Below are 15,320 nucleotides of genomic sequence, written 5' to 3'. Positions count from 1 at the left end.
ATGGCCTTGGCATCCAAGGCAGGCATCGGTAAAGACAGGGTTTGGACGATTACCTATCCAGCGCCCCCTTGCAAGCAACCAAAACGCCGCGTCACCGACCATGAATCGTAAGGACACATCATATTTGACGGCCTGCCCCGCCGACATTGTCGCGGCGGCCGATCTGCTGCGCGCGGGCCAGCTCGTCGCATTCCCAACCGAAACGGTCTACGGCCTTGGCGGGGATGCCCGCAACAATGATGCCGTCGCGGGGATCTATACGGCCAAAGGACGGCCCAGCTTCAACCCATTGATTGCCCATGTCCCAAATACCGAGGCCGCCAAGCGCCATGTCGTCTGGACGGATGAGGCCGACCGCCTGGCGCAAGCCTTTTGGCCCGGACCGCTGACGCTGGTTCTGCCGCTCAAGCCGGATCACGGGATCTCTCCCCTGGTCACCGCTGGTCTTGATACACTGGCGGTGCGCGTTCCTGCTCATGACACGGCTCGCGCATTGCTGGCCGAATTCGACGGGCCAGTCGCGGCGCCTTCGGCCAATCCATCGGGCCGGATCAGCCCGACAACTGCGGCGCATGTGCGCGCCGGTTTGGACGGGCGCATTGCGGCGGTTCTGGATGACGGCCCTTGCGGCGTTGGGTTGGAATCCACCATTGTCGGACTGGCCGGCACGCCCACGCTGCTCCGCCCCGGAGGGCTGTCTGCCGAAATGATCGAGGCGTGCCTGGGCCAACCCATCGACATCTACAAGCAGGGCGACGCCCTGTCCGCCCCCGGTCAGCTGCAATCGCATTACGCGCCGGAATCAAGTGTTCGGTTGAACGTCGAGGCCCCTGTTGGCGACGAAGTTGTGCTCGGTTTCGGCAATGTACCCTGCGATCTGAACCTGTCCGCAGCAGGTGACCTTACCGAAGCTGCAGCCAATCTGTTCTCGGCCCTGCACCAGCTGGACAGCACGGGGCGCCCAATTGCCGTCTCTCCAATACCTGAAAAAGGATTGGGATTGGCGATCAACGACCGCTTGCGCCGCGCAGCTGCCCCACGGGGGGCATGATCAGGCGTGACCGGCGCTGGCCGATAGGGTCAGTGGATCAATGCCAAGGGACTTCAGCGCCCCTTCCCACTTGTTGCTGTCATCCAGATCGAACACCAGCTCCAACTCGGCGTCCGCGGTCAGCCAGCCGTTTGCCGCGATCTCATCTTCCAACTGACCGGGTCCCCAACCAGAATACCCCAACATCAGCAACCCACGCGTGGGCCCGTCGCCGTTGGCAATATCTTCGAGCACATCCAGGGTTGCAGACATGCTGAAACCGCCTCCGATCTCGAGGGAATGAAGGTTTGCCTCGTAATCCGACGAGTGCAGGACAAAGCCGCGACCGGTTTCCACGGGACCGCCAAATCGCACAGGACGCTCGCCGATACGGCGTGAGGGGCATTTGATGTCCAATTGCTCCAACAGCGCCGAGAGGGGCAGATCAGCGGGCTTGTTCACGATCAGCCCCATGGCACCGTCGTCGCCATGGCTGCAAACATAAACCACTGAATGGGCAAAGCGGGGATCGCCCATGCCGGGCATGGCTATCAACAGCTTGCCGGTCAGATTCATCTTGGTGTTCTCTTGCTCCATGTACCCCAAGAATGGACACGCCCCGGCGACGGTGCAAGGGCCGAGGTCACAAACAAGGGAAATATTCCCGGACTGACCCGAACGTGACTTGGATTTCATCGCCGAAACGCGCATCTAAGGGTCATGCTTAGATCTATTGCCTTGGCCGTTTGCCTAACCGTTCCCTCTGTTACCGCCGCGCAAGTGGGTGGGCTGGATGACATCGTTCAGCTTGAAATTCTGGACGGAGGCCAGACCGACCACGGCACCTATATCGGTGCGGTCAAGGTGACGCTGGCCGACGGGTGGAAGACCTATTGGCGCGCGCCAGGCGATGCGGGCATTCCACCGCAGTTCGATTGGCGCGGGTCGCGCAACGTTGGCGAGGTTTCGTTCACATGGCCCTCGCCCAAGGTTTTTGACCAGAACGGCCTGCGCACCATCGGGTATGAAAACCAGTTGATCCTGCCGGTCGAGATCACGCCAAAGCGCGCAGGCAAACCGGTTCAATTGAAAGGGCGGATGTCATTTGGCGTGTGCAGTGATGTCTGCGTTCCTGCCCAGCTGAAATTCGACCACGATCTGGACGCATCTGCCGGTCGCAACCCCACAATTGCCGCTGCGCTTGCCGCGCGTCCCTATTCGGCGCGCGAGGCCGGGGTGAAATCCGCCACATGTCGTCTGTCGCCCACCAAGGACGGAATGCAGATCGAGGCCAGGGTGCGCCTGCCTGCTACCGGTGGGACCGAGATGATGATCATCGAACCGGGCGATCCGTCGCTTTGGGCGTCCGAGCCGCAAACCCGACGCGAGGGCAATGTGTTGACCTCTACCGCCGAGCTGATCAGCGACAGCGGAACCGCCTTTGCGATTGACCGTTCCGCAATCCGCCTAACGGTTCTGGGCGGGGCGCATAGTGTCGATATCAAAGGCTGCACACCGGGCTGATCCATGAGTTCACCTATCCCCAAACTCGGCGCGTTGGCCGTCGTTATCCGTGACGGCCACGTGCTGCTGGCGCAACGCAAGAAACAGCCCGACGCGGGGCTTTGGGGCTTTCCCGGTGGTCATGTGGAATGGGGCGAAACAGCGTTGACCGCGGCCAGCCGCGAGTTGCGAGAAGAAACCGGCGTTGTCGCCGAACCCTTGGAATACCTGACAAACTACGACCTGATCCGGCGGGACGATGCGGGCCAGACCGTCACGCATTACCTGCTGGTTGGCGTGTTGTGTTCCTACATCGAAGGCACCCCGCGCGTCGTTGACGAAATCGCGGACGTTCGATGGGTGCCTTTTGACGTGGTTCAGGCCAGAGCGCTGCCGATGAGCGCGCGGGTCACTGATCTTTTGGACCTGGCCCTTACGCGCGCGACGTAGTGCGGCGCGCAAAAACCGCGAACCCAAGGATCATCGCCACCACCAAGATGACCAAGGCCCCCAAGAAGAACAGAGCAATCCCCGCCTGCAAGACAGGCAACCCGCTCAACGCCGGCGCAATGGCGCTGAGTTGCGTGGGCAGCGCACCGTTGACCAGCGGCCAAACCATCGTTGTACCCAGCCACGCCAGCATTGCCGCCCACGTCAGGTAGACCACGCCCCGCACACGGCGATCCGGCCCACGCATCGCGCGGCGCATGGCGGTCAAAGGGCGTGACACATCATTCTGGATCGCGACCAGCGCAGGCACGACCAACAGAACCAAAAACATGCCGAACCCCAGACCATAGACCAGGGTGATCACGGTGGGTTTGAGGAACTGCGCCTGCTGCGATTGCTCGTACATCAGAGGCGCCAACCCCAGAACCGTCGTCAGCGTCGTCAGCATCACCGGGCGCAACCGGTCAGCGGCACCGTCGATGATCGACGGGACAAGCCCGCGTTCCTTGGCGTATTCGTCGATGGTTGTGACCAGGACAATCGAGTCGTTGATGATGATCCCTGTCATGCCCAACAAACCCACAACCGTGAACATGCTCAGCGGAACCTCCCACAGGTAGTGACCCCAGATGGTGCCCACCAACCCAAAGGGAATGATTGCCATGACCACCAAGGGCCGCGTCCAGCTGGCAAAGACCCAGGCCAGCACCAGATAGATGCCCGTCAGACACAGGATCAGGCCGGTGCGCGCATCATTGAGGAATTCGTCCTCTTGCTCGCTCAGGCCCGACATGCGCCATTCGACCTGATGTTCGCTGGCGATCTTGGGCAGGATCTCTTCGCTCAAGGCGCGGTTGATCTCTTCTGCGCGGGAGGGATCGTCCTCAGAAATGTCGCCCGTCACCGACACCAGCCGAACGCCATTTTCGCGGCGTACGGTGGAAAAACCGGTGCGCTGATCGACGCTCACAATATCCGCGAGTGGCACATAGACACCCTGCGGGGTACGCATCAGCGTGCGCTCCAGGAAATCGGCAGTCAGCTCGCCTTCGGGCAATTCAACCCGGATTTCAGCGCTGCGGGGGCCATCGGGATATGTCGCGGCCTCGATCCCGTTCAGGCGTGACCTGAGCGCACGGCCAAGCGTTTCGATGGTAAAGCCCAAGGCCTGTCCCTGCGCGGTCAGGTCCAGCACGACCTCTTCCTTGTCATAGGCCAGATTGTCCTCGACCGCCGACACCTCGGGGTAGCGCAGCAATGCAGTTTGAAGATCCTCGGAGGCCTGTTTCAACGTCGTGACTTCGGCTCCATAGAATTGCACATCCAGCGCGTCACCGCCGGGACCTGAACGCCAACCACGGAAACTGACGGTTTCGACCAAGGGATGTCTGGTCACAAAGTCCTGCAACTCGCCCACAAAGGCAAAGCTGGAATAGGGGCGCAGGTCGGCGTCGATCAACTCGATCGAGATACCGCCCAGCAAATCCTTGTCCTTGGTGTCGACACCCGAAAGTCCCCGCCCCGCATTGCCGCCGATTTCGGCCAGGACATAGTCCAGCGGATTGCGGCCATAGCGTTCTTCGTACTGCTTGCCCAACTCTTCGGTCGCACGTTGCATTTCGCGCATCATCTCGAGCGTGTCCGCGCGTGTGGCCCCTTCGACCATGGCAAAGTTGCCAGTGACCGAGCCACGTTCAGGTGCGTTGAAGAATCGCCATTTGACGTCGCCCTGAATGAACAATGCGACTTGGCTGGCCAGAATGACCACTGCACCCGCAAGCACCACATACCGCGCCCAAACAACCCAGCCCATCAGCGGGCGGAATACATGGTCTCGCACCCATCGGAACCCACGGTTCACCACCCGATTGGGCAGGTCGTACCAATGCTCTTTGGCGGAATGCGCAATCGCGTGGCTCATGTGGTTGGGCAGGATCAGGAAACATTCAACAAGCGAGGCCGCAAGGACAGCAATCACCGTGAACGGGATATCCCGGATCAATTCGCCAAAGCGCCCGCCCACAGCTGTCAGCCCAAAGAAGGCGATGATCGTGGTCAGCGTCGCGGCAAATACTGGCATCGCCATTCGCCGCGCCGCCCGTTCCGACGCGACAACGGGATGTTCGCCCAGCCGTCGGGCGCGGAAATCGGCGTGTTCCCCCACAACAATGGCGTCATCCACCACGATGCCCAAAGTGATGATCAGGCCAAACAGCGAGACCATGTTGATGGTCAGTCCGCCTATGTACATCAAAGCGATCGCAGCAAACATCGCCGCCGGAATGCCGGCTGCCACCCAGAACGCAATCCGCGCGTTGAGGAAGAGGAAAAGCAGCAAGACCACAAGACCCAGACCCATCAAGCCGTTGTCGACCAGAATGTTCAGTCGCCCGGTGATGGCCGCGGCCCGGGTGCGGATCAATTCGATGGTGACGCCCTGCGGCAGGCTGAGTTGCATTTCGTCGACCACATCCTCGACGACGCCCTGGATGCGGATTGCATCACCGCCATCGGAACGGTCGATGCGGATCGACATGGCCGGGTGCTCATCCACGAAGTAGCTGCGGATACGGTTCACACCTTCGACACGGATCGTGGCAACATCTCCGATGGTCAATTTCGAGCCGTCGGGGTTGGAGCGCAATACGATCCCTTCGATATCCTCGGGTGTGCGTTTCGCCACACCCGTGCGCACCCGAGCATTAGCCCCCGCGACATCGCCTGCTGGGTCGGCATCCACCTCGGACGAGATCGCCGATGCGATATCAGTCATGCTCACATCGTTGGAAATCAGCTGAGCCGAGGGCACCTCGACTATCGTACGGGGGGCTGCGACCCCCCGGATCGTGGTGCGGGTGACGCCGACCTCGAACAGGCGCACAACAAACTCGTCGGTGAACAGACCCAATTGGCTCGGATCAATTGGCCCCGTGATGACCACATCCGTAACCCGATCGCGCCAGGCGCCCCGGCGCACAGTCGGGTCTTCGGCATCGTCTGGCAAAGTTGTAATGGCATCGACGGCCGATTGCACATCATCCTGGGCGCGCGGCATGTCCCAACCGGGTTCGAACTCCAACCTTATCGAGGCACGTCCTTCGCGCGAAGTAGACGTTGTACTTTCGACGCCATCAACAGCCAACAATGTCGGCTCAAGCACCTGAACGATGGCGCTGTCGACATCTTCGGGGCCTGCGCCCTCCCATGTGACGTCGACGTTGACATTCTCAACGATGACATCCGGGAAAAACTGCGCCCGCATGTTGGGGATGGCCGCAGCCCCCAGCACCAAGAGCACGACCAACAACAGGTTGGCCGCCGTGCGATGGCGGGTGAAATAGCTAAACAGTCCGCTGGCAACTTCGGGGATTTCGCGGGCCATGACGGGTTATCCCCCCATCCGGGCTTCGATCCGTTGCACCAGGGCGGCTGGTACCTTGACCTCGGCCAGCCGTGCCAAGACGCGTTCCTTCATCTCATCTGGCATGCGCTGATTGCCTTCGACAAAGGCCACCAGCTTGGCGCGCCGCTCGTCAGTCAACTCCACCATGGGGTCCACCGGGGCTGCTTCAGCCTCTTCGCGCAGCGGACGAACCCGGATACCGGCCCCCAAAAGCGGGGTGCGTCCGACGACAACTTCGCGCCCTTCCAGCCCTTCACCCCGCAAGAGCACGTGATCGCCCTGACGCCGTACCAGTTGCACCTTGAGCGTTTCCAGACGGTCATCAGCACCGACAACCAGAACTGTGCGATCGGCCGCATAGGACGACGCAGGGAGGCGCGCGACCCCGTCCAACGGGGGTTCTTCGACCGACACGGTGACAAAATCACCGGGTTTGAACCCAAGTGCGGCCTCGAGCCGGGCAAAGATCAAACGCCCTGACTGCCCTTCGCCCGCTGCCGCGCTGTCACGGCTGATCGTTCCCCGCGCAAGCAAGTTCGACCCGGCGGCATCCAGAGAGGCAATCACGGTGGCGTTGATCAATCGACCATCGTCATTCAGCAGCCGCGCGTATTGCGCCGTAGACACGCGAAACGCCACTTCGAGCGCCATCGGGTCCACAAGTTCGGCCAGCTTTTCGTTTGCCGACACCAAGCGCCCCTCGACCAGATGCACCTCGGATAGCGTCCCATCGAACCTGGCCTTGATCGTGGTGTCGGTCAGATCACGCTGCGCGGCATCCAATGCAATCTGCGCGCGCGCCAGACGGGTCACGGTCTGATCCACGCGCGCCTCGGCCTGTGCCTCGGAGATGCGTCGCGCAAGAACCGCCTGACGGGCGGATGCAGCCGCAAGTTCGGCCGTCTCAACAGCCGCTGCTGTCCCCACGCCGCGTTCGGCCAGGTCCTGCTGGCGTTTCAAAGCACGATCCCGCAGTTCTGATTGGTCGATCGCCGCCTGCAATTCGTTGCGCGCCAGATCCAGCGTCCGTTCCGCATCGCGTTCTTCGGCCTGTGCGTCCAGCAAATCCGATTCCGCACGATCCAAGGCCGATTGCGCATCCGCCGGATCGATCCGGATCAGAACCTCGCCCGCGTGTACAACTCCGCCCTCTTCGACGTTCTCGGCAAGTTCGACCACACGACCAGCCGCCGCGGCGCGCAGCTCCAATGTTCGGCGGCTTTGCACCTGACCAAAGGCCTCAAGTTCGGGCACCACAGTGCCAAACTCGGCCCGTTGAACATTGACGGCAAACACACGTTCACGCGCTTGGGGCGGTTTTTTTTCGTTTTCTAGACGGCTTTGCACCGCCCCCATCACCAACTGCCCCGCATAAAGCAGCAGCGCCAGCGTCATGGACGCCAGAAACACCCCAACCAGGCTTTGTCGCAGAAAACGCATCTAGTTTACCCTGTCTCGGTCGCTTGTTGCTGCCATGCCTATAACCTAGCAACGCCAAAGACATTGCCAAGCCACAAGGCAGTTATCCGGAGTTAAACGCCGGGTCAGTCTACTTCCGTCGCTGATGTTCGTCCAATCGCGGAAAAATTTCGACAAAGTTGCAAGGGCGGTGACGGTAATCCAGTTGTTTGACCAGAATCTCGTCCCAGGCGTCCTTGCAGGCGCCAGGACTGCCAGGCAGAGCAAACAGATAGGTGCCGCCCGCAACCCCGCCGGTGGCGCGCGATTGCACCGCCGACGTTCCAATCTTTTGCATCGACACGATGGTGAACACGGTCCCAAACGCGTCGATTTCCTTTTCGTAGACGTCGCGATGCGCTTCGACAGTGACATCGCGCCCGGTCAGGCCGGTGCCGCCGGTGGAAATCACAACGTCAACTTCAGGGTTCGCCACCCAGGCGCGAAGTTGATCGGCGATCTCGGCGCGCTCATCTGGCATGATCTTGCGATCAGCCAGCACATGGCCCGCGTCAGCAATGCGATCAACCAGCACCTGGCCCGAGCGGTCCTCTGCCAGTGAACGGCTGTCAGAGACCGTGAGCACCGCAATCCGGGTGGCAATGAAATCTTTGGTTTCGTCGATGCACGACATGGGGGGCCTTTCGGTGATCGGGGGCTCAGCTGCCCATCAGCTTTGCCTTGAGTTCCAACAGATCCGCCCAGGCGAGACGCTTCGCTTGCGGCTGGCGCAGCAGGTAAGCGGGGTGGAACATGGGCATCACCGGCAGGGTCAGCGCCGCGTCCCACTTGCCGCGCAGCCGGGTGATTCCGCGTTTGCCCAGCACCGCCTGGCAGCTGATGTTGCCCATCAGGACCAGCACGTCGGGCTTCACCAGCTCCACATGACGCTCGAGAAACGGTTTCAGCATGCCGATCTCATCCGGGCGCGGATCGCGGTTTTGGGGCGGTCGCCAGGGCAGCACATTGGTGATGTAGACCGAATTTTCGCGGCTGAGGTCGATGGCGTCCAGCATCCGGTCCAACAATTGTCCGGCCCGTCCGACAAATGGGCGCCCTTCACGGTCTTCATCCCGCCCTGGTGCCTCGCCGATGATCATCACGCGCGCCTCTGGGTTGCCGTCGGCAAAGACCAGATTGCGCGCGCCCTTCTTGAGCTCGCAATGTTCAAACGCCCCCATCGCGGCTTGCAGCTGCTCCAGCGACGTCGCGGCCTTGGCTACTTGGCGGGCTATGTCAGCCGGATCGACTTCCTTGTGTTTGACAGGCGCGACCTGCTCGGCCTTGGCTTTCTTGGGCTTGGCCGTCTTGTCCGGCAAGGCATATCGGTCCACCGGGGTGTCCCCGATGGTTTCAGACACGCCAAGCTCGATCTGCCATTCCAGCAGCGCCCGTGCGGTGTGATAATCCAAAGCCGATTCCATGGCGCACAGTCTAGTCGTAACAATGGCGAGGGAAAGCGGATAACCACTTGTCACCGCATCGCCCGTGTTGGACCATCCCCGCCATGTTGCGTTTGCTGTTTCTTTGTCTGGCTCTGGTCCTTGGTTCTGCGGCCCAAGCTCAGTTGAGCAACCCCTTGGGGGGCACCAGATCGGAATGCCCGATCGGCACGCAGCAATGCGGCTTTCGCAACTGCTGCCGCGCAGGCACCACCTGCAGCTGGGACGGTCATTGCGTCCCGCTTGGTGGCACCTATTGCGGCGGCGGACGGTCCTGTCCACGTGGGCAGCTTTGCATCGACGGCGGGCTACGCTGCTCGGCGCATGGATCCAGCCAATGCAACAACGGCAAGGTCTGCCCGCCCGGCACCACCTGCACCGCAAACGGTGACTGCCGCAGAACCACCGATCAGGAACGCCTGGAGGTTCCGGGTGCAGATCCGACCACGGGCTGCTTACCGGGTGGCGGGTGCTCGGAGCCGGGTTGGTATCAATGCAAGGAAACAGACTCGGAATGCCGCCCCGGCTTCAAATGCTCCAAGGGGCGCGGCTGCGTTCCAATCAAGGCAGTCGACTGTGGTTACGGCAAGTGGTGCAAGCCCGGCGAGCAGTGTCTGCCCGAAGGCGGATGTGCGTCCCAATAGCGCCCGCTTGCATATTGCCCCGGGCACTCGACCTTCTTATAAGCGCTCAAAATGTCAGATCGGAGTCCGGCCCATGAGTTTTGCGCACCGTCACCTTCTTGGCATCGAACAACTTTCCCAGAGTGATATCACGGCGATCCTGGACCTGGCCGAGACCTATGTGGATCTGAACCGGCAATCCAGCAAACACGCCGATGTGCTCGCCGGGCTGACGCAGATCAACATGTTCTTTGAAAACTCGACCCGCACACAGGCGAGTTTCGAGATTGCCGGCAAACGCCTGGGTGCGGATGTGATGAACATGGCGATGCAGGCCTCTTCGATCAAAAAGGGCGAGACACTGATCGACACCGCCATGACGCTGAACGCGATGCACCCCGATCTGCTGGTGGTGCGTCACCCGCATTCCGGCGCGGTCGATCTGCTGGCGCAAAAGGTGAACTGCGCCGTGTTGAACGCGGGCGATGGCAAACACGAGCACCCCACCCAGGCGCTGCTCGACGCACTGACCATCCGCCGGGCCAAGGGGCGTCTGCACCGGCTGAACATCGCGATCTGTGGCGACGTTGCGCATTCGCGCGTGGCCCGGTCGAACCTGATCCTGCTGGGCAAGATGGAAAACCGCATCCGCCTGATCGGCCCACCGACGCTGGTGCCAGGACAATTCGCCGAGTTTGGCGCCGAGATCTATGATGACATGCGCGAGGGTCTAAGGGACGTCGACGTGGTCATGATGCTGCGGCTACAGCGCGAGCGGATGGATGGCGGCTTTATCCCGTCCGAACGCGAATATTACCACCGCTACGGATTGGACGCTGAAAAGCTCAGCCTCGCCAAGCCCGACGCCATCGTCATGCACCCCGGCCCGATGAACCGCGGTGTTGAGATCGACGGCACCCTGGCGGACGACATCAACCGCTCGGTCATTCAAGAGCAGGTCGAGATGGGCGTCGCCGTGCGCATGGCCGCAATGGAGCTGCTGGCCCGCAACCTGACCGCCGCCGCATGAGCAATCCGCTGCATATCCGCAAAGGCGAACAGCGCGTTCTGCGCCTGTTTTCTTTGGACATGCGTCCCGAAGAGGCGCGGTTTCTGCAAGAGCCCGGAGCCGTGGCGCAGGTCCTGGGGCTTGCCGCGTTGGATGACGAACAGGTCGAGGTGTTTCCGGTCTCCGACCTCGAAGAGGTGGGGCTTTACGGCTATCTGTCCGAGGGGTGCAGTGTCGATCCCGCACAGCTCGACAAACCCGTTCTGGATGCGGCTCAAGGCTGGGTTCTGTTGCTGCGGAGCAAGGCGTTTGAAGGCAAAGAGGTCACGCTGAGCCCGGATGAAGGTATCTCGCTGATCGGCATCTATACCGAGGACGGCACCGATTGGTCTGCTGCACCGATTCAGACGGAAAGCGCCGCGCCCTATTCTGCTGCCCCGCCCGCCAGCGACGCCGAGGCGCGCCGTACCCGTCAGATCGTTCTGACATTTGTCGTGGGCTTCTCACTGGTGATCACGGTGGTTCTGCTCAAGGTGCTGCGATGACCGAGTTTCCCGCAGACCGCAGCGCCTATATCCGCAGTCACACCTGGATGGCCGCTGCCGCCATGGGCGGCGCGATGCTGATGCTTTGGCTGATCGGCAACCCTTACGTCTGGACCGGCGCGCCTGCGGGGCTAGCCGCCATTGTCTTGCGTGGCTGGTACTTGGCGTCCGAAGAACTGGGCTATGTCTGGGCCATTGAGGGCGACGATCTGGTCGGCCCGGGTCCGCGTCGCGTGGCCCTGAGCAACATCGAAAAGGTCAACACGATGGGCAGCTATGTGCAGATCGTGACCAAGACGGGCGACAAGCACCTGATCAAATACCAAGCCGATCCCGCAACCACCAAGGCTGCCATCGAAAGGGCCATTCCATGAGCGACACTCTCTTTACCAACGCGCGCCTGATCGACCCCGAAGCAGGCACGGATACCCTAGGTTGGCTGCACGTGAGCGACGGGAGAATTGAGGCAACCGGTGAAGGGACGCCAGAGCCATCGGATGTCGAAACTGTGGATTGCGGCGGCAAATGCCTGGCCCCCGGCATCATCGACATCGGCGTCAAGGTCTGTGAGCCGGGTGAGCGGCATAAGGAAAGCTATAAATCCGCAGGTCGCGCAGCCGCAGCAGGTGGTGTGACCACCATGGTCACACGCCCCGACACAACGCCCGCCATCGACACGCCCGAGTCTTTGGAATTCGTCACCCGCCGCGCCCAGGCTGACACGCCGGTGAACGTGCTGCCCATGGCCGCACTTACCAAGGGGCGCGACGGGCGCGAGATGACCGAAATCGGGTTCCTGCAAGACGCGGGCGCCGTAGCCTTCACCGATTGCGATCACGTGATCAGCGACACCAAGGTTTTTGCCCGCGCGCTGACCTATGCTCGCTCCTGCGGCGCTCTGGTCATGGCACATCCGCAAGAGCCGATCCTGAGCAACGGAGCGGCAGCGACCAGCGGTAAGTTTGCCGCGCTCTATGGCCTGCCCGCCGTGTCCCCCATGGCCGAGCGCATGGGTCTGGACCGCGACATCGCCGTGTTGGAAATGACCGGCGCCAAATATCACGCTGATCAGATCACCACCGCCCGCGCCCTGCCCGCACTGGAACGTGCCAAGGCCAACGGTTTGGACATCACCGCAGGCACCTCGGTCCACCATCTGACGCTGAACGAACTGGACGTGGCGGACTATCGCACCTTCTTCAAGGTCAAGCCGCCACTGCGGTCCGAGGACGACCGGCTGGCGGTGATCGAGGCCGTACACACCGGATTGATCGACATCATCAGCTCGATGCACACGCCACAGGACGAAGAAAGCAAACGCCTTCCGTTTGAAGAGGCCGCCGCCGGTGCCGTTGCTCTGGAAACCTTCCTGCCTGCCGCCCTGCGCCTGGTGCACGCCGAATATTTGGACCTGCCGACCCTATTCCGGGCGATGTCCCTGAATCCGGCCAAACGGTTGGGGCTGGACGCAGGCCGGCTTAGCGTGGGCGCGCCTGCCGATCTGGTCGTCTTTGACCCGGATGTGCCCTTTGTTCTGGACCGCACGACACTGTTGTCGAAATCGCAGAACACACCGTTTGACGGCCAGCGGATGCAAGGTAGGGTGCTGGCGACCTTTGTTGGTGGTCACGAAGTTTTCCGGAGGAACTGATGCCCCCAATTGATACCCCGCTGTTCGGCCTGCTTTTGTGGGCCGCGATCGGTTACGGCCTGGGGTCGATCCCCTTTGGCATGATCTGGGCGCGTGTGATGGGCCTTGGCAACCTGCGCGACATCGGCTCGGGCAACATCGGTGCCACCAACGTTCTGCGCACCGGAAACAAGACGGCGGCAGCGTTGACGTTGCTGTTTGACGGCGGCAAAGGCGTGGTGGCCGTGCTTCTGGCCCGTGCCATGGCTGGCGAGGACGCGGTGCAGGTCGCAGCGCTCGCGGCCTTTGTCGGACACTGCTATCCGGTCTGGTTGGCATTCAAAGGCGGCAAGGGGGTTGCGACGTTTTTGGGACTGTGGCTGGCATTGGCTTGGCCGGTCGGCATTGCGTGCTGTCTGACCTGGCTGGCGGCTGCCGCCATCACTCGAACCTCATCCATGGCGGCCCTTGTTGCAGCGGCCAGCTCCACGGTTTGGGCCATCCTGCTTGGCCACGGCACGGCATTGTTGCTGGGCGTTCTGCTGACGTTGCTGGTGTATTGGCGCCATCGCGCAAACATTGCCCGGATCAAGGCCGGGACCGAACCCCGGATCGGGCAAAAGAGCTGAGCAATCTGACCGAAGCGCTGCGCCGCCTTGCGGACTGGCCCGAGGGTACGGTTCACGGCACCTCAGGCGGGCGCCGCTATGTGGTGTCCAAAACCTGCTTCGCCGAAGGGCGGTCGGTCAAACTGGTCGCGACCGAGCTGGGTGGGCCGGATTACATCAGCCTAAACGTCTACGACCTGCGACGCGGACCATTGCTGAAACCCTGCGAAATGCCCGAGCAGAAAGTTGTCGCTTTCCTTGCCGATTTATGTGCGTAAAAGTGAATTTACCGATCTGTAAACATATATTTTCGCACAGTCAGTTTTCACTCCTGCACAATCAAATTGAGTTGCTTTGAACGTGATCAAAGCTTGGCCCATGTCGGTGTCGTGACGGAATTACACGTCATCCAACATCGAAATATCAGCACCTTGTCCGCCTTTGGTGAAAAGGTCTGAACCTGTGAGGAAAGACTCATGAACAAAGTAAAATCCCTGATCGGCGGCATCGCCCTGTCCGTAACTCTGGCTGGCGCAACTCTGGCCGCTGGCGTAGACGTCAACGCAAGCAACACTGGCCTGGCTCTGCAAGGTTTCGACCCGGTTGCCTATTTCACCGTGGGTGAACCGACCAAAGGCGACTATCGCCTGACCTCGGTCTACAATGAGGCAACCTACTGGTTCTCTTCCGAGGAAAACAAAGCCGCGTTCGAAGCAAACCCCGAAGCATATGCACCGGCATACGGTGGGTTCTGTGCGTTCGGTACCGCAATGGGCTTCAAGTTTGACGGCGACCCGAACTACTGGAAGATCGTTGATGACAAGCTGTACCTGAACCTGTCGGCTCAGATCCAGGAACGCTGGAACGAAGACGTTCCGGGCTTCATCGTGTCGGCCGACACAAACTGGACTGATATCGAAGACAAGACCCCCGAAGAGCTGCAAGCGCAGTAATAAGGGATGTCCCGACAAACCGGCAGCGCGATGCGTTGCCGGTTTTTTCTTGCTTGAGTCACGATCGTCAGTTATTTCTGTCATTACAGAAATTTAATGCGAGTCGCACGATGAACCTGACCCCGGCCATGCAGAACTTTATCCTTCACTGGGGTGAAATGGGCTCGCGGTGGGGCGTGAATCGTTCGGTCGCGCAGATCCACGCGCTGCTGCACATCGCGCCCGAACCAATGACTGCCGAAGAGATTTGCGAGACGCTCGATCTGGCGCGCTCTAACGTGTCGAACGGGTTGAAAGAGTTGCAGGCCTGGAAGCTGGTGAAATCCAGCCGACAACTGGGCGACCGGCGCGATCATTTCACATCGGTGCGCGACATGTTCGATCTGGTCGACACTGTAATCCAAGGCCGCCGAGAGCGTGAATTTGCCCCCACTTTGGCCGCTTTGAAGCAGGTCGAGAAAGAAGCCGCAGAGGACGGAACGCCTGAGTTTGTCAAATCCCGCATGGCTGAGACCTTGAGTGTGATGCAGATGTTTGACGATTGGTACACGGACTTTTCGCGTCTTCCTCGCAGCGTGCACCTGGCAGTATTGAAGCTCGGCTCGAAATTGACCCGCTTCTTGCCAAAGGGGTAGCTCCAAAAAAATTTACCTGGTAACTTCTCAA

At 61.0% G+C, this 15,320-nt stretch carries 17 protein-coding genes; 12 read left to right on the top strand and 5 right to left on the bottom strand.

What is annotated here, in order from left to right; all coding sequences use genetic code 11:
- Window positions 1–100 precede the first annotated feature (100 nt).
- Complete coding sequence (locus TRM7615_RS06390) at window positions 101–1,051, top strand: L-threonylcarbamoyladenylate synthase (RefSeq protein ID WP_108786082.1); 951 nt, start codon at window positions 101–103, stop codon at window positions 1,049–1,051.
- Here TRM7615_RS06390 and TRM7615_RS06385 read toward each other — a convergent pair whose 3' ends face one another.
- Window positions 1,052–1,627 (bottom strand): YqgE/AlgH family protein, encoded by a 576-nt coding sequence (locus TRM7615_RS06385; protein ID WP_268877549.1) that lies wholly within the window; start codon window positions 1,625–1,627, stop codon window positions 1,052–1,054.
- Between the two features lie 123 nt (window positions 1,628–1,750).
- On the opposite strand from TRM7615_RS06385, the gene TRM7615_RS06380 reads away from it, so the two are divergent.
- Window positions 1,751–2,554 carry a protein-disulfide reductase DsbD domain-containing protein gene (locus TRM7615_RS06380; RefSeq protein WP_108786081.1) on the top strand — a complete coding sequence of 268 codons (804 nt, stop codon included), beginning with the start codon at window positions 1,751–1,753 and terminating at the stop codon, window positions 2,552–2,554.
- Between the two features lie 3 nt (window positions 2,555–2,557).
- Window positions 2,558–2,983 carry an NUDIX hydrolase gene (locus tag TRM7615_RS06375; protein WP_108786080.1) on the top strand — a complete coding sequence of 142 codons (426 nt, stop codon included), beginning with the start codon at window positions 2,558–2,560 and terminating at the stop codon, window positions 2,981–2,983.
- Here the strand turns inward: TRM7615_RS06375 and TRM7615_RS06370 are convergent.
- The 4 genes from TRM7615_RS06370 to TRM7615_RS06355 all read right to left on the bottom strand — a co-directional run bounded on the left by TRM7615_RS06370 (window position 2,967) and on the right by TRM7615_RS06355 (window position 9,268).
- Window positions 2,967–6,365, bottom strand: coding sequence for an efflux RND transporter permease subunit (locus TRM7615_RS06370; protein ID WP_108786079.1), 3,399 nt, complete (start codon window positions 6,363–6,365; stop codon window positions 2,967–2,969). The two genes, TRM7615_RS06375 and TRM7615_RS06370, sit on opposite strands and share 17 nt — an antisense overlap.
- A 6-nt stretch (window positions 6,366–6,371) precedes the next feature.
- On the bottom strand, window positions 6,372–7,826 hold the full coding sequence (locus tag TRM7615_RS06365) for an efflux RND transporter periplasmic adaptor subunit (protein ID WP_108786078.1): 1,455 nt from the start codon (window positions 7,824–7,826) through the stop codon (window positions 6,372–6,374).
- A gap of 109 nt (window positions 7,827–7,935) precedes the next feature.
- On the bottom strand, window positions 7,936–8,478 hold the full coding sequence (gene moaB, locus TRM7615_RS06360) for a molybdenum cofactor biosynthesis protein B (RefSeq protein WP_108786077.1): 543 nt from the start codon (window positions 8,476–8,478) through the stop codon (window positions 7,936–7,938).
- 25 nt (window positions 8,479–8,503) lie between these two features.
- Complete coding sequence (locus TRM7615_RS06355; RefSeq protein WP_108786076.1) at window positions 8,504–9,268, bottom strand: uracil-DNA glycosylase; 765 nt, start codon at window positions 9,266–9,268, stop codon at window positions 8,504–8,506.
- Window positions 9,269–9,351: 83 nt separating this feature from the next.
- On the opposite strand from TRM7615_RS06355, the gene TRM7615_RS06350 reads away from it, so the two are divergent.
- The 9 genes from TRM7615_RS06350 (at window position 9,352) to TRM7615_RS06310 (ending at window position 15,289) form a co-directional block, all read left to right on the top strand.
- Window positions 9,352–9,930, top strand: coding sequence for a scavenger receptor class F, member 2 (locus TRM7615_RS06350; protein ID WP_235824034.1), 579 nt, complete (start codon window positions 9,352–9,354; stop codon window positions 9,928–9,930).
- Between the two features lie 73 nt (window positions 9,931–10,003).
- Window positions 10,004–10,939, top strand: a complete 936-nt coding sequence (locus TRM7615_RS06345; protein ID WP_108786075.1) for an aspartate carbamoyltransferase catalytic subunit — start codon at window positions 10,004–10,006, stop codon at window positions 10,937–10,939.
- The gene (locus TRM7615_RS06340) at window positions 10,936–11,463 is read left to right on the top strand and encodes a hypothetical protein (RefSeq protein WP_108786074.1); all 528 of its coding nucleotides are present in this window, start codon (window positions 10,936–10,938) and stop codon (window positions 11,461–11,463) included. Before TRM7615_RS06345 ends, TRM7615_RS06340 begins: the two co-directional genes overlap by 4 nt.
- Window positions 11,460–11,837, top strand: coding sequence for a hypothetical protein (locus TRM7615_RS06335; RefSeq protein WP_108786073.1), 378 nt, complete (start codon window positions 11,460–11,462; stop codon window positions 11,835–11,837). Before TRM7615_RS06340 ends, TRM7615_RS06335 begins: the two co-directional genes overlap by 4 nt.
- Entirely contained in the window at window positions 11,834–13,114 is a 1,281-nt protein-coding gene (pyrC, locus tag TRM7615_RS06330; protein WP_108786072.1) for a dihydroorotase, read from the top strand. The genes TRM7615_RS06335 and pyrC overlap by 4 nt, the downstream gene beginning before the upstream one ends.
- Window positions 13,114–13,722, top strand: a complete 609-nt coding sequence (gene plsY, locus TRM7615_RS06325; RefSeq protein ID WP_108786071.1) for a glycerol-3-phosphate 1-O-acyltransferase PlsY — start codon at window positions 13,114–13,116, stop codon at window positions 13,720–13,722. Before pyrC ends, plsY begins: the two co-directional genes overlap by 1 nt.
- Complete coding sequence (locus tag TRM7615_RS06320; RefSeq protein WP_306417717.1) at window positions 13,653–13,979, top strand: hypothetical protein; 327 nt, start codon at window positions 13,653–13,655, stop codon at window positions 13,977–13,979. The genes plsY and TRM7615_RS06320 overlap by 70 nt, the downstream gene beginning before the upstream one ends.
- Before the next feature lie 198 nt (window positions 13,980–14,177).
- Window positions 14,178–14,654, top strand: a complete 477-nt coding sequence (locus TRM7615_RS06315; protein ID WP_108786070.1) for a YHS domain-containing (seleno)protein — start codon at window positions 14,178–14,180, stop codon at window positions 14,652–14,654.
- 110 nt (window positions 14,655–14,764) lie between these two features.
- Window positions 14,765–15,289: a GbsR/MarR family transcriptional regulator gene (locus TRM7615_RS06310; protein ID WP_235824033.1), complete on the top strand. Its 525-nt coding sequence runs from the start codon at window positions 14,765–14,767 to the stop codon at window positions 15,287–15,289.
- Window positions 15,290–15,320: the final 31 nt, after the last annotated feature.

The organism is Falsiruegeria mediterranea M17 (assembly GCF_900302455.1).
GTDB classification, from domain to species: Bacteria; Pseudomonadota; Alphaproteobacteria; order Rhodobacterales; family Rhodobacteraceae; genus Falsiruegeria; species Falsiruegeria mediterranea.
The sequence above is the reverse complement of the archived record's forward strand: the minus strand, read 5'-3'. Positions and strand labels throughout refer to the sequence as shown.